Consider the following 20695-nt stretch of genomic DNA (forward strand, 5'->3'; position numbering starts at 1 on the left):
CCGACACAACGTGGGCTTGCCGGGGCTTTGATGATCAGAACAGGCCGACGGTGTTGCCGCCCTCGTCGATGTCGATGTGGGCGGCTGCGGGATCGGAGCCGAGCCCGGGCATGGTCTGCATCTGACCGCAGATCGGATAGATGAAGCCGGCGCCGACCGACGCCCGGACCTCACGGACCGGCAGCCGCCAGCCGATCGGTGCGCCGCGCAGTGTCGGGTCGGAGGACAGCGAAAGGTGCGTCTTGGCCATGCAGATCGGCAGCCCGCCCCAACCGAACCTGGTGTAGCGCTGCAAGGACTTGGTGGCGTCGGCCGAGTAGTCGACTCCGTCGGCCCCGTAGACCCGGGTCGCGATGGTCTCGATCTTCTTCCACAGATCGACCTCGGTCGAGTACAGGTAGCCGAAGTCGTTCGGTTCGGCGGCGGCCTCGGCGACGGCGTCGGCCAACTCGGCCGCGCCGGCACCGCCGTCGGTGAAATGGGTCGACACCGCGCAGCGGACCCCGGCCCGGGAGGCGATGTCGCGGATCGCGGCATGCTCGCTGGCATGATCATCTCCGAAGGCGTTGATCGCCACCACCGGTGTGACACCGTGCAGTTCGATGTTGTCGATCTGCTTGCGCAGGTTGTCCGCGCCGGCGTACACGTCGTCGGGGTTCTCGGCCAGCAGCTCTGCGGGTAGTGGTCGACCGGCCACCACCTTGTGGCGTCCGGAGTGCATCTTCAGCGCCCGGACCGTGGTGACCAGCACCGCCGCGTCCGGCGTGAGTCCGGAGACCCGGCACTTGAGGTTGAAGAACCGTTCGGCTCCCATGTCGGCGCCGAACCCGGCCTCGGTGACCAGGAAGTCGCCGCCGTGGATCCCGATCAGATCGGCCACCACCGAGGAGTTCCCGGTGGCGATGTTGCCGAACGGACCGCAGTGCACCAGCGCCGGTGTGTTCTCGTGGGTCTGCAAGAGATTGGGTTTCAGCGCGTCCCGCAGCAGGACCGTCATGGTGCCGGCTGCGTGCAGGTCCTCGGCCGTCACCGGGCGCGGCCGTGGACCCCGGGTGTAGCCGACCACGATGCGCCCGAGCCGATCACGAAGATCACGCAGCGATCGGGACAACGCCAGCGTCGCCATCACCTCCGAGGCCGCGGTGATGTCGAAGCCGGACTGTCGGGGTACGCCGTCGCCACGGCCACCGAGTCCGAGCACGATGTTGCGCAGCGACCGGTCGTCGACGTCCAGCACCCGACGCCAGGTGATCGCCGCCGGATCGAGGTCGAGATCGGAGGTGGTGGCCCGAAACACAGCGTTGTCGATCATGGCCGCCAACTGGTTGTGCGCGGCGGTGACGGCATGCATGTCGCCGGTGAGGTGCAGATTGAGCCGCTCCATCGGCAGCACCTGGCTGCGGCCACCGCCGGCACCGCCGCCCTTGATCCCCAGTGTCGGGCCCAGCGACGGTTGCCGGATCGCGATCACCGCACGGCGGCCGGTGCGGTTCAGTCCCTGGCCGAGACCGATCGTGGTCGTGGTCTTACCCTCCCCCAGCGGGGTCGGTGTGACCGCACTGACCACGACGTACTTCGCCGTCGGACGATCCGCCAGCTCGTCGATGGCGGCAAGATCGATCTTGGCCACACCGGTGCCGTACGGGTCCAGCAGGTGCCGTCCCAGACCCATCATGTCCGCGACGTCCTCGATCGGTTTCAGGGTCGCCGCACGGGCGATCTGCAAGCTGGTGGTGGCTGTCATGGTGGGTCAGCTCCGTTCTGCTGCAACATCTCGCGGCGCCACCGTTCGGCAGCTCGCAGCGCATTGAAGGTGTAGATGTGGACGCCGGTCAGTCCGTGGGACGGATCGGCGAAGGCCGGTTCGAGATCACCGAGCAGCCCGTCCGGCCGCCAGCTGCCGGGACGGGCCACCCGGAGCAGACCGGTGTGATGACTGAGCAGCCGGGCTGACCCTCCGACACCGATCCGGCGGCCGATCCGCAGCAGCTTGGCGACGTCGGCGGGACCGGCCACACCGATCAGGATCGGCAGCTGCACGCCGCGGCGGCGTACTCGTCGGATCCAGGACGTCAGCAGCTTGGGATCGAAACACAGTTGGCTGACGATGTAGGACGCCTCCCGGCGTTTGTCCCACATCGCCTGGATGGTCAGGTCGTCGGCGATCCGCGGATGGGGCTCGGGATAGCCGGCGATTCCGATCGTGAACCGGTGACCGATGGTCCGCATCGCCGACAGCAGGTCCAGGGCGCTACCGAACTCGCCGACCGGTTCGGTCGGATCGCCGCCGATCACGAACACCTCGTCGATCCCGGCGTCCTCGAGATCACCGATGATTCGGCGCAGGACGGACGTATCGGGGATCAACCGGGCCGACAGATGCGGCACCGCATGGACGCCGCGGCCGGCCAGTCCGATCGCCAGATCGACCGTGGCAGTGATGCCCTGCCGTGGCGAGGCCGTCACGGTCACCGTTGCGTCGGTGGGCAGCTCGGTGATCACCTGTGCCTCGACCCCCGGTGTCGGCAGTACCTCGAACCGCGGCCGACTCAGGACGCTCTGCAGCGCCGGGTGCCGAGGCTGCCGCCGCGCGATACCGGACGGTCGTGTCCGACGACGGCGAGGGCGGTCGGCGACCTCACCCACCACCGTCGGACCGCTGCGTTCCATCAGGCCGCCCTCGATGATGATCTTGTACGGGCTATTGGACCGGCTGCGCGGCTGCCGTCGCGGCCAACCCGCCGACATCGGTCTTGGGCTGATATTTGCGCGGATCGACGAACGGCTTCTCGACCACGACGGCCGGAACCTTGGCCCCGTCGATCTCGATCTCCAACTCGGTGCCGAGTCGGGTCAACTCCACCGGCAACATCGCATAGCCGATATTGCTCTCCAACCGGGGCGAGTAGCAGGCCGAGGTGACGTGCCCGACCTGTTCCTCGTTGCGATAGCAGGGCAGCAGATCGATCATCGTGCCGTCCACATAGCTGCCCAGCCGCGGACCGGCGATCCGGACGCCGGCCAGCCGGCGCGTCGGACCTTGATCCTTGATCGTCTGCAACGCCTGTTTGCCGATGAAGTCGGCCTGTTGATCAAGGTCGACCATCCAGTCGTAGCCCATCCCGACCTCGAACGGGTTGGTGTCGAAGGTGATGTCGGATCCGTGGGCCAGGATGCCGGCCTCGATCCGCCGGATGTGGCTCGGACCGATCACCTTCATCCCGTGCGCCTGGCCGGCCTGCCAGACCAGATCCCATAGCTGCAAGGCATCACGGCTGGCGTTCTTGACGTAGATCTCGTAGCCGACCTCGGCGGTGTAGCCGGTCCGGGAGACCACCAGGTCCATCCCGTCGTGGGTGAACTCGCGCAGGTAGTAGTAGCCGATGTCCAGCACGTCCTCGCCGAAGACGTCCCGCATCACCTGCCAGGACTTGGGCCCCTGGATCTGGACCGGGCCGACGTCCGCCTCCTGGATCGACACGTCGTACCCGGAGTTGTACGCGACGCCGCGTGCCCAGAGCAGGATGTCGCTGTCGGCCAGTGACAGCCAGAAGTGGTTCTCGCCCAGCCGCAGCAGTACCGGATCGTTGAGGATGTTGCCGTGCTGGTCGCAGAGGAAGACGTACTTGCACTGCCGTACCCGGCATTTTCGGAGGTCGCGGGTGACCAGCAGGTTGGTGAAATCGAACGCGTCCGGACCGGTGATCTCGATCTGCCGCTCGACGCCGACGTCCCAGAGTGTGACGCCGTTCAGGAGTTCCCAGTATTCGGCGACCGGATCGCCGTAGTGCCGGGGATGGTAGGTGTGGTTGTAGACGCTGTACATCGCTACCCCGTGCCGCCGTGAGGCGTAGAAGAACGGGGACTTCCGGATCCGCGGGTAGAGCAGGATCTCCGGATTCGGGTTCTCGGGCATCGTTGCCTCCAAAGTACTGCCGAAACGGCGTCCTTCAGCCGTACGTCCGGGGTACCACGCTGCTGCGCATAACGCAATAGGCTGCGTAATACGCAACACGCTCCGTGGCGCAGTGCTGTCGACCTGTCGGCCGTTAGCCTTGTCTGTGTGGGAGATTCAGCGGATTCCGGTCGGTCCGGGACGAGTCGCGGCGCCGACGCATCCGGCGCAGTGCAGTCGGTCGACCGCGCGGTCCGAGTGTTGGAGATCCTGGCCCGCGACGGCGAAGCCGGGGTGACCGAGATCGCTCGCGAGCTGGGCGTACACACCTCCACCGCATCCCGGCTGATCCGGGCGCTTGCTGATCATGACCTGGTGGACCGTCCGGGAGGCAACGGACGGGCCCGGCTCGGCATCGGATTGCTCCGGTTGGCGGGCGCCACTGCCGCACAACTCGACCTCAGCACCCAGGCACAGCAGGTCTGTGATGATCTTGCTGCCGAGCTCGGTGAGACCGTCAACGTGGCGATCCTCAGCGGTGGTGTGGCGCTGAACATCTGTCAGGCTCAGGGATCGAGCACGGTGTCGACCCAGAACTGGGTCGGTCAACGGACCGTGCTGCACGCCACCTCGAGCGGCAAGGTGCTGTTGGCCTACCTGGACGCCGGCGAACGCAACACGTTGCTGCGCCGTTCGCTGGAACGCTTCACCCGGCACACACTCACGTCGGCCCGTGCGATCCGTACGGCCTTGAAGGCGGTCCGGGAGAGCGGCTGGGCCCAGTCGATCGAGGAGTACGAGGAGGGACTGAACGCGATCGCCGCACCGATCCGCACCCACGACGGCACGGTGATCGCCGCGATCAGCATCGCCGGCCCCGCATACCGACTCGGCGCCGAACAGCTGCCCGACCTCGCTACCGCCGTGATTGCCGCCGCCGAGCAGGTCTCCCACCGGATGGGCTACAGTCCCGCCGCCCCCAGGGCCAATTCGTAACATCGGGTACGAAATCGCCCATCGCGACTGCCCCACCGGGGGACTGTTTTCAGCACGTGTTGCCACATCGTCCTCGCGATGGGGATCCGTCCCCTGGGGGCACATCCCAGCACGTGTTGCCATATCGCCCGCTGAACGCGAGCTGGTGGGGACTTTTCGCAGCAGGTGATACGAAACGTCCGCAAAGGGGTCGGCCCGGTGCTGAAGGGGGACGGGCGTCGGAGCCCTGATCGCGAGCCCGGACGGTCAGTCGGCGTCGGCGTTGGAGCGCTGGATCTCGTGCACGATGGCGCGGGCGGATTCGGCCAGCCGGACGGCGGCGACCGCGTCAGCCCGGAGCCGCGGATTCCCTTGCACCGCAAGGTGCTTGGCGAGGTCGGCGAGTTCGGCCGCCAGTTCACCGATCTCCTCCGGTACGACGACGGCAGCGTCCCGGGCGCCGGACTCGGTGCCGGCACCGCCGGCGGCGGACGCACCAGCGTCGACCTCCGGGCCCCGGCCGGTGATCATCGCGACGACCGCGGCAGCGTCGGCATCGGCCAATTCGACAGCCCGTTCACGAAGCCGATCGGCACGCTCGGCCAAGCCCTCGGCGTCGGCAAGCTGACGATGCGACAACCGCGCGACCTTGCCGGTCAGCGCCGCCGCCAGCCCCGCGGCCAGCGCCGCCGCCGATCCGGCGGCCGGGCCAGGGCGACGATCGGCCATCCGGGCCAGCAGCTCGCCGACCGCCGACGTCGCGATGCCGGAATCCGCCCTGCTCGGATCCGCCCCGTGCTGGCCGGTCGTGTTCATGCCCATCACATGATCAACTCTTGACTCGCTTGTTGTCCGGATCGAACGGCGCCACATGACCGCGGGTGAGCACCGTGACCGGGTAATGGGTCCCGAAATACTCCACCAGCAGTCGGGTGCCCTCCGCGGCGTAGTCGGGCGGCAGGTAGGCCATCAGCAGATAGCGACCCAGTGACGGCGCCGGCCCGGCAGTGGTCACGAACGATCGGCGACCCTTGGCGTCGACGATCGGTTCACCGGCGCCGGTCAGCACCGGCTCGTTGCCGGTCATGAACCGCGGTTGCTCGCCGTCGGCCCGATGATCATCGACGACCAGGGTGCACAGCACCGCAGCCGGCGTACCGTCGCGGGCCGCCAGGTAGGCCTGTTTGCCGACGAAGTCGTGTCCCTTCACCTTCGGCAGCGCGAGGCCGGCCTCGACGGCGTCGTACTCACCGGTCAGCTCGGCGCCCATCAGTCGATGGGCCTTCTCGATCCGGCCGGTCGTTCCGTAGACACCGATGCCGGCGGCGAGCACGCCGAGGCTCTGCCCGGCCTCCCAGAGCTGGTCCCAGAGCCGCAGCCCCTGCTCGGTGGGCACGTGGATCTCCCAGCCGAGGTCGCCGACATAGGAGATCCGCAACAGCAACGCCGGTACGCCGCCCAGCACCACCTCGCGAGCGGTGCCGAAGCCGAAGCCCTCGTCGCTGACATCGTCGGAGGTGATCGAGGAGACCAGGTCACGGGCCCGCGGACCCCACAGACCGATGGTGGCGTAGGCCGACGTCACGTCGACCAACTGCACCGAACCGTCGGCCGGCAGCCGGCTCGTGAACCAGGCCAGATCGCGACTGCCGTCGGCGCCGCCGGTGATCACCCGGAAGTGCTGTTCGCCGAGTCGGACGATGGTCAGGTCGGCGCGGAAGCCACCGTCCGGCCCGAGCAGCGGGGTGTAGACGACCCGGCCGACCGGCCGATCCAGTTGGGCCATCGCCATCGTCTGGATGTAGTCCAGCGCACCGGGTCCGACGCATTCGAAGATCGCAAAGGCGCTCAGATCGATCATCGCCACCCGGTCCCGCATCGCCAGATGCTCGGCCTCGATGATCGGTGACCACCACCGCGCGTCCCACTCCACCGGCTGTTCCTGGATCTGATCGGCGTACTCGTCGACCAGGCCGGCGTTGGCTTCGTACCACTGCGGACGCTCCCAGCCGCCGGCCTCGAAGAAGGTGGCGCCGAGCTCGACCTCGCGGGGATGGAACGGGCTGGTCCGGACCGGGCGGTCACTGAGCCACTGTTCGCGCGGATGGGTTATGCCGTAGATCTTTCCGAAGCCCTCGGCAGCCCGGGCACGAACATGACCGCGGGCGCGCGCGTACGGATAGAAGCGGGCGATGTCGGCGCCGTGCAGGTCGTACTCGGTGCTGCCCGTGGTCATCCACTGCGCGACCATCCGGGCTGCACCGGCGGCCTCCTTGATCCAGACCGCGGCTGCGGACCAGAGCCCGCCGACCTCGGGTGATTCGCCGAGCAGTGGGCCACCGTCCGGGGTGAGCGACAACAGGCCGTTGATCGCCAGTTGGGTCTGTACGCCGGGCTGGTCCAGCAACGCTCCGAACAGTTCCTTGGCCGCACGCAGCTGCGGTTCGAAGTCGCCGGCGGTGAACGGGAAGCGGGTCGGCGACTGCTGCCCGGGGGCACCGACCGGCGGGATCTCGGCTGGGTCGTGCAGGATCGGCCGATGCGCGTACGAGCCGACCTCGAGATCGGCGCCGCGCTGCCGTTCGTACATCAGATTGTCCATGTCGCGGACCAGCGGGAAGCTGATCCAGCTGTCGGTCTGCGCCAGTTGCGGGATCGGGCCGAGGTCCATCATCTGGTGCACCGCCGGCGTCAGCGGGATGTGTGCGCCGGCCAGCGCCGCGATCTTGGGACTCCAGACACCGCAGGCGATCACCACCTGTTCGGTCTCGATGTCCCCACGATCGGTACGGACCCTGGTGACCCGTGGCCGACCGGCCGAGCCCGGGCTGACGTCGATCCCGACCACTTCGGTCCGGTCATGGCTGGTGAGCGCGCCGCGAGCCTCGGCGCGCTCCCGCATCAGGGTCGCGGCGGCGAGCGGATCGACGATCGCGCCGTCCGGGGTGTGGAAGCCGATCCGCAACAGGTCGGTGTCGCAATACGGCACCAGTTCGCTGATCCGACCGGGGCCGATCAGTTCGGCATCCACTCCCCAGGCGTGGGCCGACGTCATCCGGCGCTGCAACTCGACGGCACGCTGTTCGCTGCGCGCGACCTCGATGCCGCCGCAGGTGGTCAGCACCCCGAGCTCGGCATACTGCCGCATCGAGTCCGTGGTCAGAGCGGTGATCTCCTGGGAGTGATCGACCGGGAAGATGAAGTTGGAGGCGTGCCCGGTGGAACCGCCCGGGTCCGGCAACGGACCCTTCTCCAGCAGCACGATGTTGCGCCAGCCGAGATCGGCCAGGTGGCGGCCCAGACAGCTGCCGACGATCCCGGCGCCGATGATCACGACGTCGGCGGTGGTCGGCAGCCCGGTCGCTGCCCCTGTCGCGGCCGTCGTTGTTCCCGGCGGACCCGGCGGTGTCGCTGTTCGGCCCCTTGTCGTCGTATCCGTTGTCGTCGAGCCCGTCGCTGTCGAACCCGTCGCCGACCCCGTCTGGATCGCGCCGTTCGTCACGTCCGCCATGAGAACCTCCGGAACGCTGCCACGCCGGTGTGGCCGAGGGAAGCTGATATCTTGAAGATATATCAGGATCGGAGAATTGACCATGGGTGGTGTTCGCCGGGCGCCGACCGGCCCGAGAGCCCGCTATGCCTTCGCGGCAACCGGCACGGAGCTGGCCGACGATCCGCTGGCGGAGCTCACCGTCCTGGTGCCACCGCACGTCCACGCCGACTCTCATGCGGCGGTCGCCTACTACCTGATCCGCGATCTGGTGGTCACTCTCGAGCTCGCGCCGGGGTCACCGCTGAACGAGCGCATCCTGATGGAACGACTCAACCTCGGCAGGACGCCGGTCCGGGAGGCGCTGCGCCGACTCGCCGACGAGGGACTGGTGGCGATCTTCCCTCGACGAGGGATGGTGGTCGCGCCGATCCATGTCCACGATCTGAGCAGCATCTCCGAGGTCCGGATCGAGCTCGAAGGACTGGCCGCCGGGCTGGCCGCGCGGCGTCGTACTGCGGATGACCGCCGGGTGGCTGCCGACCTGCTGGAACGGCTTGCAGTCGGTGTCGATCCGTCCGACCCACGGGGGTTGATCCGGCTCGACCAGCAGGTGCACCATCTGGTCCACCGAGCCACCCACAACGATTACCTGCAGAACACCCTGGCCGAATACCTCGCACTCAGCCTGCGACTGTGGTTCCTCGGCCTCGAGCGAGTGCACCGACTCGACCAGGCCGTCGGAGAGCACCGCGACCTCCTGACCGCGATCACCGCCGGCGACGCCGACATCGCAGCCGCCACCGCCCGCGCGCACGTCACCGCCTTCTGGCAGCAGATCACCCAGGTCCTCTGACCGGCCCCGAGCCCGCCGACCGACTCCGCCGATCACCCTCGCGCGGACCTCCGCCGCCGCACACGCTCCCGCGGCAGACTCCCCCGCGAACCTCGCGAGCCCCAGGATGATATGGCACCACGTACTGCCATGTGACCGGGGCTGGCGCCACGGAAGGCGACGGTGCAGGCTCGGTCCGACGGCACCGAAGGAAGCAAAAAGCCGGATCCTTCAGGATCCGGCTGCTGAGGTTGGTGTGCGCGAGGAGGGATTTGAACCCTCACACCCTTTCGGGCACTGGCACCTGAAGCCAGCGCGTCTGCCGTTCCGCCACTCGCGCGAGTCTTGCGTGGTGTCCCACGCGAACTGCCGAGAAAGGTTAACACGATGGCCGCGTCGATGTCGCATCGAGCGACCTGTCTCGGCATCCTTCGCTGGTCCTGGTGGCTGAGGACCAGCGCGACGGGACCCACAGATTCCGACAGTTCGGTGCGGCGCGGTTACGATCAACGGTGGCATTCGGGCAGCATGGACGTCGGGCCTGGGGGGCCGCGCCGTCGGACAGGGGGTCCGAGCGGCCGTTCGGATGAGGCACCGCAACGAGATCGGATCAGCAGAGAAGGGAGGGGCATGGGAGTCTTCGACCGGTTCGAGCGTCGCATCGAGGGCGCTGTGAACGGCGTCTTCGCGCGAGCCTTCAAGGGCGACGTGCAGCCTGTGGAGATCGCCGCCCGACTCCAGCGTGAGCTCGACGCGGAGGCGAAGCTGATGTCCCGCGACCGTCGGCTGGTGCCGAACGAGTTCGTGGTCCGGCTGTCCCGCCACGACTACGACCGGCTGGCGCCCTACGGCAAGACCCTGATGAACGAGTTGCTGCCCGAGTTGAAGCAGCACGCCGCCGACATGGGCTATGTGTTCAACGGCCCGATCATGATCCATCTCGAGCTCGACGAATCGCTGCCGACCGGCCGCTTCACGGTCAGCTCGTCCGCGGTCGCCGAGGCCACCGACCCGAACGGTGCGCCGGTCGCTCCCGGACCGGTCAGCACGCTGCCCAGTGTTGCCGGCCGGACCCGGATGGTGCTCGAGGTCAACGGGATGCGGCATCCGCTCAAACCTCCGGGGCTGGTGATCGGCCGCGGCACCGACGCCGACCTCCGGATCAACGATCCCGGCATCTCCCGTCGGCACGCCCAGATCCGGGTGATCGCCCGCGGCGACACCCTCGACATCGACATCATCGACCTCGGCTCCACCAATGGCATCGTGGTGAACGGCAAACGGGTGCAGCAGACCCCGATCGGCGAAGGTGCGCGGATCGAGATCGGCAACACCCGGATGCTCGTACACACCCCGATCGCCGACCAGCCGGCCGGGCGCTGAGTCCACCATGTCCGAGATCACGCTGACGATCGTCAAGGTGCTGTTCCTGGCACTGCTGTGGCTGTTCATCCTGTTCGTCGCCTCGGTGGTCCGCAGCGACCTGTTCGGTCGTGCGGTCCCGGGCGGCGACAGCGGCCGACAGCTGCAGACTCCCGAACGGCCGAAGAAGTCCCGTCGAGCCAAGGGCCAGCCCCGGGTGATGACGATCACCAATGGCAGCAACGCCGGCATGTCGGCCGAGCTCGCCGCCGGGATGATCATGATCGGACGCGGAGCGGACTGCCAGTTGATCTTGGACGACGACTACGTCTCGACCCGGCACGCCCGTGTGGTGGCCGGGGAGAACGGCATCTACATCGAGGATCTCGGTTCGACCAACGGCAGCTACGTGAACGGCCTGCGGATCACTGCCCCCACCACGATCACGCTTCAGGACACGGTACGGATCGGCAAGACCGTCCTGAAGCTGGAGACCTGACCTGATGGCGGATCAGCAGACGCCGGAACAGCATCCGCTGGCTTGGGACTATCTGGCGCACTCCGAGGTCGGACTGGTACGCAAGAACAATCAGGACTCCGGGCTGGTCTCGGCGCGGCTGTTGATGGTGGCCGACGGGATGGGCGGTGCCGCCGCCGGCGACCTCGCCTCCGCCGTCGCCGTCGACACGATGGCCGCCATCGACCGCGGCCTCGACGACACCGACAACACCTTGGAACATCCCGAGGATGTCGCCGAGGAACTCCGCCGCGCCGACCTGGAGAATGATCAATCCTCCGAGCACGCCGATCATTCCCCCGATGAAGGCGAGCAGGCCCCTGAGCCTGTCGAAGGGCACGAGACCGAACATCTCCCCGCCCACGCCGCACCGGATGACAGCCCATCGACAAGCACGACGAATGAGGAGGGAACCGCCCCTGCCGGTGGCGATCGGCTGCAGCAGCTGGCCGCGGGGATCTCGGCGGCGAACACCCGGATCGCCGACCTGGTCAGCACCGACTATTCCCTGGAGGGGATGGGAACCACGGTCACCGCCGCGGTGCTGGACGGCGACCGGATCGGGCTGGCCCACATCGGCGACAGCCGCGGCTACCTGTTCCGCGACTCCGAGCTCGAACAGCTGACCCATGATCATTCCTGGGTCCAGTCGCTGATCGACGACGGCAAGATCAGCGAGGAGGAGGCAGCGGCCCATCCGCACCGTTCGCTGTTGCTGAAGGTGCTGAACGGTCAACCGGCCAACGAGCCCGACCTCAGCACGGTGCCACTGCAGGTCGGCGACCGGCTACTGCTGTGCAGCGACGGCCTCTGCGGCTTCGTCGAGGACGTCGACATCGCCGACGCACTCGACGGAACCAGCCGCGAGGAGGCGATGCGGCTGCTCGTCGACGCCGCTCACGCCGCCGGCGGCCTGGACAACATCACGATCATCATCGCCGACCTGATCGACGCCGATTCGACGGCCGATCGTGCTGCAGTCACCGAACGTGATCAGCACGACGATGATCAACGTCCCGAACCCGGCTCGGTCCACCAGGTCAGCGGTCCCGGGGCGGCCACGCAGGTGCTGGGTGCCGCCGCCGAGCACGACATCGCCGCCGACGAGGAGGAGATCCGGCAGCGCGCCGCGGACCGGGACGCCGACGATGCCGACGACGACGAAGACGAGGAGTACGACGAATACCTGGTCGAGCCGGGTGACGATTCCGATGACGAGGCACGCTACGCCCCGCAGCCGCCGGCGAAGGGGCGGTGGCGACGGCCGTTGCTGCTCACCCTGGTGGTGTTGTTGATCATCGGGGCTGCCGCGGCAGCCGGTTTCGCCTGGACCCGGACGCAGTATTACGTCGGCGCCGACAAGTCACAGGTCGCGATCTTCCAAGGCCTGAACGAATCCGTGCCCGGCATCCCGCTGTCCCGCGTCTATGAGGTGCAGCAGCTGCGGCTGGCCGATCTGCCCGCCTACTACCAGGGCATGGTTCGCGAGACCATCGACACCGACGGGCTGGACTCGGCCCGCGCCACCGTGGAGCAGTTGCGGGCCACCGCTGCCCGCTGCGCCGAATCCCAGCCGTCGACCGACCCGGCCGACCCGTCCGGCAGCCCCACGGCGTCACCGAAAACGAGTCCCACGTCGACCTCGAAGTCGACCGCGTCGGCCAAGCCGACCGGCAAGCAGACCAGCAAGCCGCCGGCCAAGACGACCAGCCCGAAGTCCCCGAGCACCAAATCACCGAGCACCAAGTCACCGAGCACCAAGCCGACCAGCACCGGGGCGACGACCTCGGCCAGCCCCACCGCGGGACCGACCACGAACGGGCAGCTGCCCGGCGGCGAGAAGTGTTGAGATGAGCGCCGCCACCACTTCCGCCCCAGTCACCGTGCTGCCACGCAAGCGACGCAACGTCGAGTTGCTGTTGGTGATCTTCGCCAGCGCACTGGCGCTGGCCGGCTACGTCCAGGTCGATCTGAACGTTCTCGGCCACCTCCCGCACCGGCTGACCCTGATCGCCGCGATCGGCTTCGTGCTGCCGCTGCTGGCCCATGTTGCGATCCGCTGGCGACTGCCGTACGCCGATCCCGTGATCCTGCCCTGCGCGACCCTGTTGAACGGGCTGGGCCTGGTGATGATCCACCGGATCGACCTGATCAACGAACCGCCGACCCATGGTGCGACCCAACAACTGATCTGGACGGTGCTCGGGATCGCCCTGTTGATCGTCTGCGCGGTCGTCGTCCGTGATCACCGCCCACTGCAGGGATTCCCGTACACGTTGGGATTGGTCGGCCTGGTACTGCTGCTGATGCCGCTGATCCCCGGACTCGGCCGCGGCACCATCGGCGGCGCCCAGATCTGGATCCAGGTCGGCCCGTTCAGCTTCCAGCCCGCCGAGGTCGCGAAGGTACTGCTGGCGATCGCGTTCGCGTCCTACCTGGTGGAGAAGCGGGACGTGTTGGCCCTCGCCGGCTGGCGGGTGCTCGGCATCGATCTGCCGCGCGCACGTGATCTCGGTCCGATCCTGCTGGTCTGGGCAGCCACCCTGCTGGTGCTGGTCTTCGAGAACGATCTCGGCACCTCACTGCTCTTCTTCGGCCTGTTCGTGATCATGCTGTACGTCTCCACCCAGCGTCCGGGCTGGGCGATCATCGGCGTCCTGCTGTTCGCCGTCGGCGCCGTCTTCGGCTACCTCACCCGTGGCCACGTCCGGGTCCGGGTCACCGCCTGGTTGCACCCGTTCTCCGATCCCGAGCAGTCCTGGCAGCTGATCCAGGCCCAGTTCGGGCTGGCCTGGGGCGGACTCCTCGGCCGCGGCCTGGGCGAGGGTCGTCCCGGTCTCACCCCACTGGCTCGCAGTGACTTCATCGCCACCTCGATCGGCGAGGAGCTCGGGATGGCGGGACTGTTCGCGGTGATCTTGGTCTACGGGCTGATCGTGTCCCGCGGCCTGCGGACCGCACTCGCCTGCCGAGAGCCGTTCGGCAAGCTGCTGGCCGCCGGTCTGTCCTTCTCCTTCGCACTGCAGGTGTTCTTGATCATCGGCGGTGTCACCCGGCTGCTGCCGCTGACCGGGCTGACCACGCCGTTCATGTCGCAGGGCGGCTCGTCACTGATCGCCAACTGGGTGGTGATGGGTCTGCTGTTGATCATCAGCCATCAGGTCCGCCGCCCGGTGGCAACCGCGGAGGAGGTGCTCGCCTCGTCCGGCGGCAAGGACCGGCTGATCGTGGAGAAGCCGGGCGATGATCATTCGGGCCCCGATGATCGGTCGGCTTCCGATGATCAGCCCGGTTCCGATGATGAGCTGACCCAGGCGATCCCGGCCGGCGCACAGCACGGTGGGCAGCCCGCGGCGTCCGACGACGAGGCACCGACGGAGATCCATCCGGCACATGCCGCGACCGATCGAGCGGAAGGCGAACGATGAACAAACCGATCCGGCGCGCGACCATCCTGGTGATGGCGCTGTTCGCGCTGCTGTTCGCCAACGGCACGTTCATCATGGTCTTCCAGCAGAGCTCGTTGAACGCCAACACCCTCAATCGGCGGGTCCGGGACGAGGACTTCGCGCAGAACCGCGGCTCGATCCTGGCCGGCGACATCCCGATCGCCTACAGCGAGCCGACCAATGATCGCTTCAAGTACCAGCGCAAGTACTCCAACGGTGCGCTGTACGCACCGATCACCGGCTTCTTCTCCTACGACCACGCCACCACCGCCCTGGAGAACTCCTACAACGGCGAACTGGCCGGCACCGACGACAGCCTGTTCGTGCGACGGATGGTCGACATGGTCAGCAACCAGGCCCCGCAGGGCGCAAGCGTGCAGACCACGATCGACCCGGACGTACAGAAGGCCGCAGCCGATGCGCTGGGTGACCAGAAGGGTGCCGCGGTCGCGTTGGATCCCAAGACCGGCGCCGTGCTGGGGATGGTGACCAGCCCGAGTTACGACCCGAACAAGATCGCCGATCATGATGTCAGCGCCGCCAACAAGGCCTACCAGAAGGCGGCGACCGACAAACGCAACCCGATGAGCAACCGGGCGGCCCGGGAGATCTACCCGCCGGGATCGACGTTCAAGCTGGTCACTGCCGCGGCCGCACTGCAGAAGGGTCTGACCCCGGACAGCAAGGTCGAGTCCCCGAACCGACTGCTGCTGCCGGGTACGTCGACCTATCTGAAGAACGAGAACGGGATGTCCTGCGGTGGTGACAAGATCACCCTGACCCATGCGCTGGAGGTGTCCTGCAACACCGCCTTCGCCAATGTCGGTCTCGATGTCGGCTCCGACGCCTTGCGTGAGCAGGCGGTCAAGTTCGGTTTCGACTCGCGGCATCTGGACGACGTCGGCGGTGTGGCCAGCAGATTCCCCGACGAGTTGAACGAGTCCCAACTGGCGTTGTCGTCGATCGGTCAGTACGACGTCGCCGCCAGCCCGCTGCAGATGGCGATGGTGTCGGCCGGGATCGCCAACCAGGGCAAGGTGATGGAGCCGTACCTGGTCTCTTCGGTGCGGTCGCCGGACCTGCAGGTGCTCTCCCGGACCAAGCCCAAGGAGGTCGGCCAGGCGATGACCGCGGAGAACGCCGACGCCCTGAAGCAGATGATGGTCGATGTCGTCGACAACGGCACCGGTACGCCGGCCAAGATCCAGGGGATGGGGGTCGGCGGCAAGACCGGGACCGCGCAGTCGGACCCGAACCGCAAGCCCTTCGCCTGGTTCACCGCACTGGCCCCGGCCGACGATCCGCAGATCGCGGTCGCGGTGATGGTCGAGGACGCCGACATCCCCCGGGCCGACATCGCCGGTGGCCGGCTCGCCGCCCCGATCGCGAAGGCGATGATCCAGGCGGCGGTGAAGCAATGAGGCGCGCCGGTCCACCGATCAGCTTGTCCGGCACGGCGCGCAGCCGCCAGGACGGGGTGCGAGACGGTCAGAGAAGGGCACAACACGTGATGAGACGATGCGCCCGGCGAAAGGAAATCGGTTAATGACAGAGCCCGAGACCCCCGGGACGAAGGTCGTCGGCGGCCGGTACGAACTGGGCGAGCCGCTCGGCCGCGGCGGTATGGCGGAGGTACGCCGAGCGGTCGATCGTCGGCTCGGCCGTCAGGTCGCGGTCAAGCAACTGCGCCCCGACCTGGCTACCGACCCGACCTTCCAGGCCCGGTTCCGCCGCGAGGCACAGTCCGCGGCCGGCCTGAACCATCCCAACATCGTCGCCGTCTACGACACCGGCGAGGAGACCGATCCGCACACCGGCGTCCAGGTGCCGTACATCGTGATGGAACTGGTCGAGGGACCGACCCTGCGCGACATCCTGCGCGAGGGCCGCAAGATCCTGCCCGAACGGGCGCTGGAGCTGACCAACGGGGTGCTCGATGCGCTGACCTACAGCCATCGGGCCGGCATCGTGCATCGCGACATCAAGCCCGCCAACGTGATGCTCACCCATTCCGGTGACGTCAAGGTGATGGACTTCGGGATCGCCCGCGCGGTCGCCGACACGTCGGCGACGATGACCCAGACCGCCGCCGTGATCGGCACCGCGCAGTACCTGTCGCCGGAGCAGGCCCGCGGTGAGACCGTTGACGCCCGCAGTGACCTCTACTCGGCCGGCTGTTTGATGTACGAGCTGCTGGTCGGTCGGCCGCCGTTCACCGGCGAATCACCAGTCAGCGTGGCCTACCAGCATGTCCGCGAGGCGCCGAAACCGCCCAGCGAGGTCGACCCGACCATCACGCCCGACATCGATGCGATCGCGCTGAAGTCGCTGGCCAAGGAGCCCGACGACCGCTACCAGTCCGCCCGCGAGATGAAGACCGCCATCAATCGGGTGTTGGCCGGCGACCAGACCACGATCGCTGCACCGATCCCCGCCGCCACCCGGCAGCCGGCAGACGCCGGACCCGATCCGGACGCGACCCGAGTGGTCCCCGCGGCTGCAGCGGTCGGAGCGGGTGGCAACACTCCGAGTCGTGCCCTGCCCGGCTCCGGGGTGGACGATCTGGACGAGGAGGACGAGGAGCCGCGCAAGCGCCGTACCGGTCTGGTGATCGGGCTGATCATCGCGATCGTGGTGGTGCTGGCCGCGATCGGGATCGGCGCCAAGTACTGGTACGACAGCAACCAGCCGCAGACCGCACCACCGCCGACCAAGGTCGCCGTCCCCAGCGTCACCGGGATGGATCGCAATCGTGCCGAGGCCGAGCTGAAGGACAAGGGCCTGACCGCCAATGTGGTCAACGTCAACGGCCCGGACGACAACACCATCAACACGGCGACCAAGCAGGAGCCGTCGGCCGGTACCAAGGTCGACCCGGGTTCGTCGGTCGAGGTGGACATCAACCAGGGACCGAAGACCGCGACCGTCCCCAAGGACCTGGTCGGCAAGCCGTACAAGAAGGTGCTCGCCTCGCTGAAGGACGCCGGTTTCGACACCGACAACATCAAGAAGGAGACCGCGCCGCAGCCGGAGGCGTTGGATCTGAAGAAGAACGAGGTCACCGCGGTCGATCCGGGTGAGGGTGACGAGGTCGCGGTCAGCTCCGACATCACCGTCACCGTCGCCACCGGCAAGTCCGAGGTGCCCGACCTGGTCGGCAGCCTGGCCGATCCGGCCGAACAGCGCGCCGAGCAGTCCGGCTTCGACACCACGATCACCGAGAAGGAGGACCCGGACAATCCGGCCGGGACCGTGATCGATCAGAGCCCGAGCGAGGGCACCCTGTTGGAGCGCGACTCGACGATCGAGTTGACCGTGGCCAAGGAGCCGCCGCCACCGCCGAAGAAGTCTCCGACGGCAACGAAGTCGCCGTCCAAGGAGCCGTCGAAGAAGCCGACGGCGAGCGCGTCGGAGTCGGCCTCGGACAAGCCAACGGCGTCGAAGAAGCCGACCAGCTCGGCCAGTGCCAGCAAGTCGGCGAAGAAGGACGACGAGGGTGACGACGACGAGGGCTGAGGCCGACCACGCGGCCCGGCCGACGGATCCTCAACGGAAATAATCGAACAACTGTCCGAAAGCATTGCTACGCTGGTGGCATGAGTACGACGACACTCGTGCACACCCATCCGTCGGACGCCGCGTCGGTCGACACCGACAGCCTGTTCACCGACGCTGTGGTCCAGGACTCGCTGCTCGATCTGGTCGAGGAGCCGGAGCTCGGCACCCTGGCCGGCAGCGTCGACCGCCGGCCGCTGACCCGCGGCGCCTGGGTCGATCTGCGCTCCGGCTGGCTGCAGGGCGCCGACGCGCTGATGCACGACCTGGTGCAGAACGTCCCCTGGCATGCCGAGCGCCGGCAGATGTATGAGCGGATCGTCGACGTGCCCCGGCTGCTCAGCTTCTACGACGAACGTGACCCGTTGCCGCATCCGATCCTCGAACAGGCCAAGGCGATGCTCAACGCCCACTACGGCGACGAACTGGGCGAACCGTTCGTGACCGCCGGGATGTGCCTGTATCGCGACGGCCGGGATTCGGTCGCGTGGCACAGCGACACCATCGGCCGCGGCAAGAGCGAGGACACGATGGTCGCGATCCTGTCCATCGGCGCCGCCCGAGCGCTGTCGCTGCGACCGCGGGGCGGCAGCACCACCTGGGCCAAGCATCCGCTCGGGCACGGCGACCTGATCGTGATGGGCGGCTCCTGCCAGCGGACCTGGGAACACGCGATCACCAAGACCGCCCGCCCGGTCGGCCCGCGGATCAGCATCCAGTTCCGTCCCCGCGGGGTGCGCTGACCGGAGGGTGGTGCCGGGCGATGGCAACGTCTGGCAAGCCCTTACCGAGCAGGGTGAGCTGGGCCTACCGTGCAGGGGCAGGACTTTGTGAACAGGTGAACCAGGACCAGGAGCGTGAGACGTGGCCAAGATCGGCGTACAGGCGATGATGCTGAAGCAGCAGGTTGCCGAGCGGGGTGCGTACGACGTCTGGAAGCAGCTGTCCGAGATCGGCTTCAGCGTTGTCGAGGTGTCCCAGATCGAGCTCGACGACAAGAACCGCGACGACATCGCCCGCGCCGGTGACGAGTTCGGGATGAGTGTCGCCGCCATCTCGGCCGGGATGGGTGAGACCGGTGGCGGCGGCAACGACTCACTGCGGGAGTCGTTCGACAAGATTGTCTCCGACTGCCAGACACTGGGCAGCAGCCGGGTCCGGATCGGGATGCTGCCGATGCCCTCGCTCGCCTCGAAGGAGGCGCTGATTGCCTTCGCCCACGATGCAGGAGAGATGGCACGCCGGCTGGCCGACCACGGGATCATCCTCAGCTACCACAACCACCACGTCGAGTTCGCCCGGATGGACGGCCAGCACATCCTGGACCTGATCCGGGCCGAAGCACCGGACCTGAAGTTCGAGCTGGACGTGCACTGGATCCACCGCGGTGGGATGGACCCGGTCACGGTGCTGAAGAAGTACGCCGGCGTCGTCGATCTCGTGCACCTGAAGGACTACCGGATCGGACTGCCACCGGCCGACGCGTTCGAAGCGCTCGCGGCCGGCGACCGCAAGGTCTGGGCCGAGCACTGGGGCAACCTCGTCCAGTTCGCCGAGGTCGGCCAGGGCAACCTGGACTTCGCCGGCGTCGTCGAGGCCGGCGTCGACGGCGGCGCGGAGTATCTGCTGATCGAGCAGGACCAGCAGTACGGCCGAGACATCTTCGACTGCCTCACCGACTCCCGCGAGCATCTGATCAAGCTCGGCTACGCCGACCTGCTCTGAGTCTGGATTCCGACACGAGTCATCAGCCCGTCGACAGGCTCAGGGCCCTCACGATCCCTGAGCCTGCCGAAGGGCTTTTGTCTTCGCTACGACTGAGCAGACATCAGCGGAGCGAGACCGGCGGCGCGGGCCGGCGCACCGTCGTCGCCGCAGATCCGCAGCCAGTTGGCGAGCAGTTGGTAGCCGTGTTCGGTGAGCACCGACTCGGGATGGAACTGCACCGCCTCGACGGCCAGTTCGCGGTGCCGCAGCCCCATCACCACGCCGCTGTCGGTGCGTGCGGTCACCTCGAGCACGTCCGGGATCGAGTCCGGCGTGATCGCCAGCGAGTGGTACCGGGTCGCGGTGAACGGGCTCGGCAGTCCGCTGAACACGCCGCCGTCGTCGTGCTGCACCAGCGAGGTCTTGCCGTGCAGCAGCTCCGGCGCCCGATCCACCACACCGCCGTACGCGACGCCGATCGCCTGCAGCCCGAGGCAGACGCCGAAGATCGGCAGCCGACCGGCCTGCTGCTTGACCAGATCGACACAGACACCGGCCTGTTCCGGCACGCCCGGCCCGGGTGACAGCAGGATCCCGGCGTAGGGATCGGCATATCCGGGATCGCCGAACCGTTCGTCGTCGTTGCGCCAGACGTCGACCTCGGCGCCGACCTGGGCCAGGTAGTGCGCCAGGTTGTAGACGAAGGAGTCGTAGTTGTCGACGACCAGGATCCGTGGTCCGGTCGCGGCTGAGCGGTCGTAGTCAGGCACGGGCCCATTGTTCCAGTGGGCGGCGGTGATGGAAAGATTCAGGGCAACCATTGCCGCCGGCCGCCCGGGGAGAACACGTTCCGGGTACGGCGCCGCCGGCCGTTGCCGCGCCATCCGCCTCGATCTGCACCGGGAGAAGC

The 20695-nt window shown here is 67.8% G+C and carries 16 protein-coding genes and 1 tRNA gene; 10 read left to right on the plus strand and 7 right to left on the minus strand.

Annotation, left to right across the window (positions count from 1 at the left end; translation table 11 throughout):
- Nucleotides 1-34: 34 nt before the first annotated feature.
- Genes BLU38_RS12170 through BLU38_RS12180 form a run of 3 tightly spaced genes read right to left on the minus strand, consistent with a single transcriptional unit; the run spans nucleotide 35 to nucleotide 3916 of the window.
- Nucleotides 35-1744: a formate--tetrahydrofolate ligase gene (locus tag BLU38_RS12170; protein WP_091525023.1), complete on the minus strand. Its 1710-nt coding sequence runs from the start codon at nucleotides 1742-1744 to the stop codon at nucleotides 35-37.
- The gene (locus BLU38_RS12175; protein ID WP_091525025.1) at nucleotides 1741-2748 is read right to left on the minus strand and encodes a methylenetetrahydrofolate reductase; all 1008 of its coding nucleotides are present in this window, start codon (nucleotides 2746-2748) and stop codon (nucleotides 1741-1743) included. The genes BLU38_RS12170 and BLU38_RS12175 overlap by 4 nt, the downstream gene beginning before the upstream one ends.
- Nucleotides 2702-3916 carry a glycine cleavage T C-terminal barrel domain-containing protein gene (locus BLU38_RS12180; RefSeq protein WP_091525028.1) on the minus strand — a complete coding sequence of 405 codons (1215 nt, stop codon included), beginning with the start codon at nucleotides 3914-3916 and terminating at the stop codon, nucleotides 2702-2704. Before BLU38_RS12180 ends, BLU38_RS12175 begins: the two co-directional genes overlap by 47 nt.
- 147 nt (nucleotides 3917-4063) lie before the next feature.
- On the opposite strand from BLU38_RS12180, the gene BLU38_RS12185 reads away from it, so the two are divergent.
- Complete coding sequence (locus BLU38_RS12185) at nucleotides 4064-4891, plus strand: IclR family transcriptional regulator (RefSeq protein WP_091525031.1); 828 nt, start codon at nucleotides 4064-4066, stop codon at nucleotides 4889-4891.
- 246 nt (nucleotides 4892-5137) lie between these two features.
- Here BLU38_RS12185 and BLU38_RS12190 read toward each other — a convergent pair whose 3' ends face one another.
- Nucleotides 5138-5686, minus strand: a complete 549-nt coding sequence (locus BLU38_RS12190) for a cyclodeaminase/cyclohydrolase family protein (protein WP_157683411.1) — start codon at nucleotides 5684-5686, stop codon at nucleotides 5138-5140.
- A 13-nt stretch (nucleotides 5687-5699) separates the two neighbouring features.
- Nucleotides 5700-8204 carry a GcvT family protein gene (locus BLU38_RS12195; protein WP_197680092.1) on the minus strand — a complete coding sequence of 835 codons (2505 nt, stop codon included), beginning with the start codon at nucleotides 8202-8204 and terminating at the stop codon, nucleotides 5700-5702.
- A gap of 259 nt (nucleotides 8205-8463) precedes the next feature.
- Between BLU38_RS12195 and BLU38_RS12200 the strand changes: the two genes are divergently transcribed.
- Nucleotides 8464-9216 (plus strand): GntR family transcriptional regulator, encoded by a 753-nt coding sequence (locus tag BLU38_RS12200; RefSeq protein WP_091525038.1) that lies wholly within the window; start codon nucleotides 8464-8466, stop codon nucleotides 9214-9216.
- Between the two features lie 236 nt (nucleotides 9217-9452).
- On the opposite strand, the gene BLU38_RS12205 is transcribed toward BLU38_RS12200, so the two are convergent.
- Nucleotides 9453-9535 (minus strand) — tRNA-Leu (locus BLU38_RS12205).
- A gap of 290 nt (nucleotides 9536-9825) precedes the next feature.
- On the opposite strand from BLU38_RS12205, the gene BLU38_RS12210 reads away from it, so the two are divergent.
- The 8 genes from BLU38_RS12210 (at nucleotide 9826) to BLU38_RS12245 (ending at nucleotide 19803) form a co-directional block, all read left to right on the plus strand.
- Nucleotides 9826-10578 carry an FhaA domain-containing protein gene (locus tag BLU38_RS12210; protein ID WP_091525041.1) on the plus strand — a complete coding sequence of 251 codons (753 nt, stop codon included), beginning with the start codon at nucleotides 9826-9828 and terminating at the stop codon, nucleotides 10576-10578.
- Between the two features lie 7 nt (nucleotides 10579-10585).
- The gene (locus tag BLU38_RS12215; protein ID WP_091525044.1) at nucleotides 10586-11056 is read left to right on the plus strand and encodes an FHA domain-containing protein FhaB/FipA; all 471 of its coding nucleotides are present in this window, start codon (nucleotides 10586-10588) and stop codon (nucleotides 11054-11056) included.
- Nucleotides 11057-11060: 4 nt separating this feature from the next.
- Nucleotides 11061-12923 (plus strand): PP2C family protein-serine/threonine phosphatase, encoded by a 1863-nt coding sequence (locus BLU38_RS31205; protein WP_091525046.1) that lies wholly within the window; start codon nucleotides 11061-11063, stop codon nucleotides 12921-12923.
- Between the two features lies 1 nt (nucleotide 12924).
- Nucleotides 12925-14502 (plus strand): FtsW/RodA/SpoVE family cell cycle protein, encoded by a 1578-nt coding sequence (locus tag BLU38_RS12225; RefSeq protein WP_091525049.1) that lies wholly within the window; start codon nucleotides 12925-12927, stop codon nucleotides 14500-14502.
- A complete protein-coding gene (locus BLU38_RS12230; RefSeq protein ID WP_091525053.1) occupies nucleotides 14499-15944 on the plus strand; it encodes a peptidoglycan D,D-transpeptidase FtsI family protein in 1446 nt (481 codons plus the stop codon). The genes BLU38_RS12225 and BLU38_RS12230 overlap by 4 nt, the downstream gene beginning before the upstream one ends.
- 124 nt (nucleotides 15945-16068) lie before the next feature.
- Nucleotides 16069-18039 carry a Stk1 family PASTA domain-containing Ser/Thr kinase gene (gene pknB, locus BLU38_RS12235; protein ID WP_091525055.1) on the plus strand — a complete coding sequence of 657 codons (1971 nt, stop codon included), beginning with the start codon at nucleotides 16069-16071 and terminating at the stop codon, nucleotides 18037-18039.
- A gap of 80 nt (nucleotides 18040-18119) precedes the next feature.
- Nucleotides 18120-18821, plus strand: coding sequence for an alpha-ketoglutarate-dependent dioxygenase AlkB (locus BLU38_RS12240; RefSeq protein ID WP_091525059.1), 702 nt, complete (start codon nucleotides 18120-18122; stop codon nucleotides 18819-18821).
- 121 nt (nucleotides 18822-18942) lie between these two features.
- Nucleotides 18943-19803: a sugar phosphate isomerase/epimerase family protein gene (locus BLU38_RS12245; RefSeq protein WP_091525062.1), complete on the plus strand. Its 861-nt coding sequence runs from the start codon at nucleotides 18943-18945 to the stop codon at nucleotides 19801-19803.
- Nucleotides 19804-19889: 86 nt separating this feature from the next.
- Here the strand turns inward: BLU38_RS12245 and BLU38_RS12250 are convergent, their stop codons facing one another.
- On the minus strand, nucleotides 19890-20555 hold the full coding sequence (locus BLU38_RS12250; protein ID WP_231920308.1) for an aminodeoxychorismate/anthranilate synthase component II: 666 nt from the start codon (nucleotides 20553-20555) through the stop codon (nucleotides 19890-19892).
- Between the last annotated feature and the right edge of the window lie 140 nt (nucleotides 20556-20695).

Origin of the sequence: Microlunatus soli, from assembly GCF_900105385.1 — a bacterium.
In the GTDB taxonomy this organism is placed as follows: Bacteria; Actinomycetota; Actinomycetes; order Propionibacteriales; family Propionibacteriaceae; genus Microlunatus; species Microlunatus soli.

What these genes read in the sequence shown, in the direction of transcription:
- BLU38_RS12175 (WP_091525025.1), bottom strand. Translation starts at nt 2,748, where the DNA reads ATGTCGGCGGGTTGGCCGCGACGGCAGCCGCGCAGCCGGTCCAATAGC.
- BLU38_RS12180 (WP_091525028.1), bottom strand. Translation starts at nt 3,916, where the DNA reads ATGCCCGAGAACCCGAATCCGGAGATCCTGCTCTACCCGCGGATCCGG.
- BLU38_RS31205 (WP_091525046.1), top strand. Translation starts at nt 11,061, where the DNA reads ATGGCGGATCAGCAGACGCCGGAACAGCATCCGCTGGCTTGGGACTAT.
- BLU38_RS12200 (WP_091525038.1), top strand. Translation starts at nt 8,464, where the DNA reads ATGGGTGGTGTTCGCCGGGCGCCGACCGGCCCGAGAGCCCGCTATGCC.
- BLU38_RS12230 (WP_091525053.1), top strand. Translation starts at nt 14,499, where the DNA reads ATGAACAAACCGATCCGGCGCGCGACCATCCTGGTGATGGCGCTGTTC.
- BLU38_RS12225 (WP_091525049.1), top strand. Translation starts at nt 12,925, where the DNA reads ATGAGCGCCGCCACCACTTCCGCCCCAGTCACCGTGCTGCCACGCAAG.
- BLU38_RS12190 (WP_157683411.1), bottom strand. Translation starts at nt 5,686, where the DNA reads ATGAACACGACCGGCCAGCACGGGGCGGATCCGAGCAGGGCGGATTCC.
- BLU38_RS12170 (WP_091525023.1), bottom strand. Translation starts at nt 1,744, where the DNA reads ATGACAGCCACCACCAGCTTGCAGATCGCCCGTGCGGCGACCCTGAAA.
- pknB (WP_091525055.1), top strand. Translation starts at nt 16,069, where the DNA reads ATGACAGAGCCCGAGACCCCCGGGACGAAGGTCGTCGGCGGCCGGTAC.
- BLU38_RS12240 (WP_091525059.1), top strand. Translation starts at nt 18,120, where the DNA reads ATGAGTACGACGACACTCGTGCACACCCATCCGTCGGACGCCGCGTCG.
- BLU38_RS12210 (WP_091525041.1), top strand. Translation starts at nt 9,826, where the DNA reads ATGGGAGTCTTCGACCGGTTCGAGCGTCGCATCGAGGGCGCTGTGAAC.
- BLU38_RS12215 (WP_091525044.1), top strand. Translation starts at nt 10,586, where the DNA reads ATGTCCGAGATCACGCTGACGATCGTCAAGGTGCTGTTCCTGGCACTG.